Annotated in this window: 5 protein-coding genes; 4 read left to right on the plus strand and 1 reads right to left on the minus strand. The window is 38.0% G+C overall.

What is annotated here, in order from left to right:
* The first annotated feature begins 32 nt into the window (after positions 1-32).
* On the plus strand, positions 33-398 hold the full coding sequence (locus PL85_RS15065; protein WP_115340186.1) for a hypothetical protein: 366 nt from the start codon (positions 33-35) through the stop codon (positions 396-398).
* Between the two features lie 584 nt (positions 399-982).
* Here the strand turns inward: PL85_RS15065 and PL85_RS15070 are convergent.
* A complete protein-coding gene (locus PL85_RS15070) occupies positions 983-1,714 on the minus strand; it encodes a hypothetical protein (protein WP_115340187.1) in 732 nt (243 codons plus the stop codon).
* 651 nt (positions 1,715-2,365) lie between these two features.
* Here PL85_RS15070 and PL85_RS15075 point away from each other — a divergent pair.
* The 3 genes from PL85_RS15075 (at position 2,366) to PL85_RS15085 (ending at position 4,043) form a co-directional block, all read left to right on the plus strand.
* Positions 2,366-2,713: a DUF3024 domain-containing protein gene (locus PL85_RS15075; RefSeq protein ID WP_017042813.1), complete on the plus strand. Its 348-nt coding sequence runs from the start codon at positions 2,366-2,368 to the stop codon at positions 2,711-2,713.
* A 159-nt stretch (positions 2,714-2,872) separates the two neighbouring features.
* Positions 2,873-3,550: a hypothetical protein gene (locus PL85_RS15080; RefSeq protein WP_115340188.1), complete on the plus strand. Its 678-nt coding sequence runs from the start codon at positions 2,873-2,875 to the stop codon at positions 3,548-3,550.
* Between the two features lie 154 nt (positions 3,551-3,704).
* A complete protein-coding gene (locus PL85_RS15085) occupies positions 3,705-4,043 on the plus strand; it encodes a hypothetical protein (protein WP_412766531.1) in 339 nt (112 codons plus the stop codon).
* Positions 4,044-4,068 lie beyond the last annotated feature (25 nt).

Consider the following 4,068-nt stretch of genomic DNA (forward strand, 5'->3'; position numbering starts at 1 on the left):
TTTTCGTGGGGTACACTAGTTTAAGGAGTTAAATGTCAGCTTTTTACTATATCTATCCTCACAATGATCTTTGGAATATAGCGTTCCATCATTTGACAACCGCTATAGACAAGGAGTCAACGGGCAAGAGAGCGGGGATTGTTTTGGACTGCCAAAGCTCGATTCTATTTATGGCTCTCGCTGTTGAAGCAACCATCAATTTTGTTGGTCACCGAGTTGTAGATAACTGGAACGAACGTAAGCCTTACCATAAAAAACTGAAAAAAATTTGTTTAATTGCAGAACTCCAGCTAGAGCAAGATAGTAATATCGAGCATGCGTTTAGTAACTTACACTTAAAATCTGTGCGTGATTCTATGGCTCAGCGTGGGACACTACAGAAGCTAGAGAGAAAATGAATAGTTTTTGGGGTGCAGATATCAATGTGGAATATGTAAAGCAATTATATGAATGTGTTCGACCATTTTGTACAAGCCTGATTGAACGAACTGGGGCAGATACTCTAGGTCAATATTCTGGCTATAGCGGGCGACTGAGAAATTAAACATAACAAGGCATTTAAGACGGATTCACAACGCTTGGCGCTTTCAGTTTGATTTAGCTTTAGTATTTACGGCACAATGGTTTAGGTCGGGTGGTTGGCGTTGTTCACCACTTAATGCGGCGTTAACTGGCGAAGTGGAAATGCCAAAAGCATCTGAGAAAAGGGAGTCTGCAAATGTTTTGTTGTGCAATCTAGTCATTACAGAAGAGCTGAAAATAATCTGAAGGGTCTTTGTTGTGCTTGGGGTTCTGTTGTGTGATAGTTAATTTACAAAAAACAATAACTAATTTAATAATAAAATGTTGAAGAAGTTAATCGATCATTAAAGTGAATAATTCATAACGCAACAAAGCCTGTCGAACATAGGAAAAGTGTTTTATTAGACTTAATTTTTTACTTAATATTTCCTTCATAAATCACACTATACAAACATTAAAATTAAGAAATTAAATATTCTAAAGTAGGATGAACATCATCGATAATTGCATTAATAGGTGCGGTTAATGATACGGTTACACGTGTGATTGGTGTAACGTTATCCATTGCTTCAGGGTATTTTACCATTTTATTTTCTCCTGCAGCAATTCTATCTGTGAGAATGTTATAAACATCACCTGATTGCGTAATTGCTTGAATCTTTATGTCTTTAAATTCCCCTTTGTTTAATTGATTTGTCAATATAAACATATTTTCATCGTAATTTATTGCAATGCCAAAGTCATTACCGCAAAAATTAAGTCTTTTCTTAGACCAGTTCTTAATTGAGAACGAAATGTCTGTTTCGGCCAATGGCTTTCCATTTTCATATGGCACGGATGAGTAACATATTGACCCAGCGAGATTATCAATGAAATAGTCCGTCACATCAATTTTCACTTCTACACCATCTTTAGCAGCGGGAATAAATAAATTTTTAATACTGCCTGCTCCTACTTGATCTGAAGATGTAAATGACAAGTAATATCCATTGTTAATGTCATTATTAAATAGATAAGCTGCCGTTTTACCTTGCTCTGTTATCTTACGGATCTTTAAATTTCCAAGGTACGTTTCTTTTGTTGTTCCAGCATTGAGCATCATTTTTTCGCCAACCATAGTTGTTCCACCTAGAGAAGAGACAACTGCACCAGCGACTCGGATACCTGTAGAAAGCCAACTTAACCAACCCATTTTAATTCTCCTTTCATATTCCTGTTAATGAAGCTGATATGCAATCAGCCTTATATGTATAGCTGTCCAAAATATAAAGTCAAATATAACACTTGTTGCTTAAGGTCGGAGGATGAATGAATGTTGGCATTTCTGCCTGTCTACATTCTTGGATACCTAGGTCTTTGGTGATTGATTTTTATTTTGTAAAGAATTTGTGCTATATTTTGGAGTAAAATGCTAAAATAATTTTTTTCTCTGAAAAAATATGGCTATACTAAGCGCTTAAAATGCCAGCTGACCTAATCAAAGTGGCTATTTATTCTAAGCAACAAAGCTGCTTGGGAGCAACCACTCGTAAAACTTGCGAATTTTTCATGCTCAGATCAGAAAAGCAACCCTAGATACAAAGACATCAAACGAAGTGTAGAGTAATCTTTTTGTGTTGGTTTAAAGTGCACATTGGCCAGTTAACAAACGCTTCAAGAGGGACAGCCAACGCGTGGCATTTTTACTGTGCGTTAGTTTCAGTGTTTACGGTGCTATGCGGAAAGTTAGTAGTAGCGTTGGCTGCCCCTTAAGCGGGCGTTATGTACTTTCTCGAAAATTAACCTAGCCAACGTATGAAATTAGGTCGTAAACTTAGCTTAATTAAAGGGTTAGGTGATAGATATGGCATTTTCAGAAATTGAGCAACAGCGTTACAGAAAGGCAGTGGAGAAGTACCTTGATTCTTGTCGACCGCCAGAAGAGATCCGCAATCAACTTGATATTGGGTATCGGTTAGAGGGGCAGGTCATCGAAATCTTCGAGATACGTCCTAAGTGGAATGATCCATCCGAAAAAATGGAGTGCCCAGTAGCCAAAGTCAAATATTATAAGTCGCGTGACGCGTGGAAAATTTACTGGATGAAATCCGACCAAAAATGGCATTCGTATGAACCAATCCCAGAGATTCAACTTCTAGAAGCTTTCTTGGAAATACTAGAAGACGATACTTATGGGTGTTTCTGGGGATAGAACCAACCAGGTACATAACAAACGCTTCAAGAGGGACAGCCAACGCGGGGCATTTTTACTATGCGTTGGTTTGTGTGATTGCGGTGTTATGCGGAAACTTGGTAGTAGCGTTGTCTGCCCCTTAAGCGGGCGTTAGGGTTATTAGGAGGTTTTCAGCTAGTGGTAAAGTATGAAAAAAACAGTAATAGCAACTGGAAGTTAGCAAGCTTTTTACTAATTGGTATTCTAATTCCTTTGTTAGCGGCTTCAATCCCTTGGCTTTTAGATAATGTTCTTCCTAAGCATAGCTTGTCTTATCAGTATATAGAGCCTATTGAATTGGAAAAAGCCACAGCAGTTAGCGTAACAGTTACTAATGAAGGTCGAGAAACTCAAAATGATATCGAAATATGGTTGCCTTTCTACGTAATTTCGAGTGCTAAAAGTGAGGTGGGAACTGATGGTAGGTTAAGAGTTACTATGACTGAGCCGGTAATTCAATTGGAATCAAGTATTCCATATGAATCCTCAGAGTTAACAGATAAACATTTTCTTATAAAGTTTGATGCGCTGAGACCAAATGAGTCTGCATCCATCAAGCTTGTTGCAACTGGCGCCAGAGCTATGGTGAATAACTATGAGCTTGAACGAATGCGTGTTGTATCAAAAACATCAGTAGCTAAGAGTGCGCAGCCAACAGAGCATGAGTTTTTATTGTATCGAACAGGTTCAATTATCTTGGTAGTGCTTATAGTGTTGTTTTTTGCTTGGGCATTCTATTACGAACATCTAATGCCCTACGAAAAAAAGGAAAAGCACTTGCTTAAGCAGATCGATGATCTAACGGCAAAAAAATAACCCTAACAAGCAATTTAAGAGGGATTCCCAACGCTTGGTATTTTTGCTTCTACTTCAAATTTAGTGTTTATGGCACAATGCTTTAGGTTGGGTGGTAGCGTTGCTCACCCCTTAATTGGGCGTTATGCTCTAGGAGTAAAAATTGACCGAATTGATGAGGAAAGTCTTTTTAATCAATATAGTGGCCATTTTGATTGTTTTCGCTTTATCTAATTATGTTCCTCTTTTTGCTACAACGCGGCCAGCTGATTTTTTGTTTTTTGTCGTGATTGTTATTTGGCTTTTAGCAAAGTTAATGTGGGAAGGTGGTATACACAGCAAAACGACACGATTAGATGATCCGGTTACCGATAAAGTATACAAAATGGTAAAGGGACATGATTTTGAAGAAGAGCAAGTTGAGCATTATCGAGCTAACTACCAAACAGGCTTGGTTCTCTTTATTGCAGGTTTACCCGCATTAATTGGTTGTCTAGTTTTGCAGTTTACTTGAGCACAAGCATAACAAACGGCTCAAG

The sequence above is a fragment of the Vibrio anguillarum genome (assembly GCF_001989995.2).
Taxonomy (GTDB): Bacteria; Pseudomonadota; Gammaproteobacteria; order Enterobacterales; family Vibrionaceae; genus Vibrio; species Vibrio anguillarum.

Bases quoted from the DNA above. Each gene is read 5' to 3' on its own strand.
- PL85_RS15065 (WP_115340186.1), top strand. From the start codon at position 33: ATGTCAGCTTTTTACTATATCTATCCTCACAATGATCTTTGGAATATA.
- PL85_RS15070 (WP_115340187.1), bottom strand. From the start codon at position 1,714: ATGGGTTGGTTAAGTTGGCTTTCTACAGGTATCCGAGTCGCTGGTGCA.
- PL85_RS15075 (WP_017042813.1), top strand. From the start codon at position 2,366: ATGGCATTTTCAGAAATTGAGCAACAGCGTTACAGAAAGGCAGTGGAG.
- PL85_RS15085 (WP_412766531.1), top strand. From the start codon at position 3,705: ATGAGGAAAGTCTTTTTAATCAATATAGTGGCCATTTTGATTGTTTTC.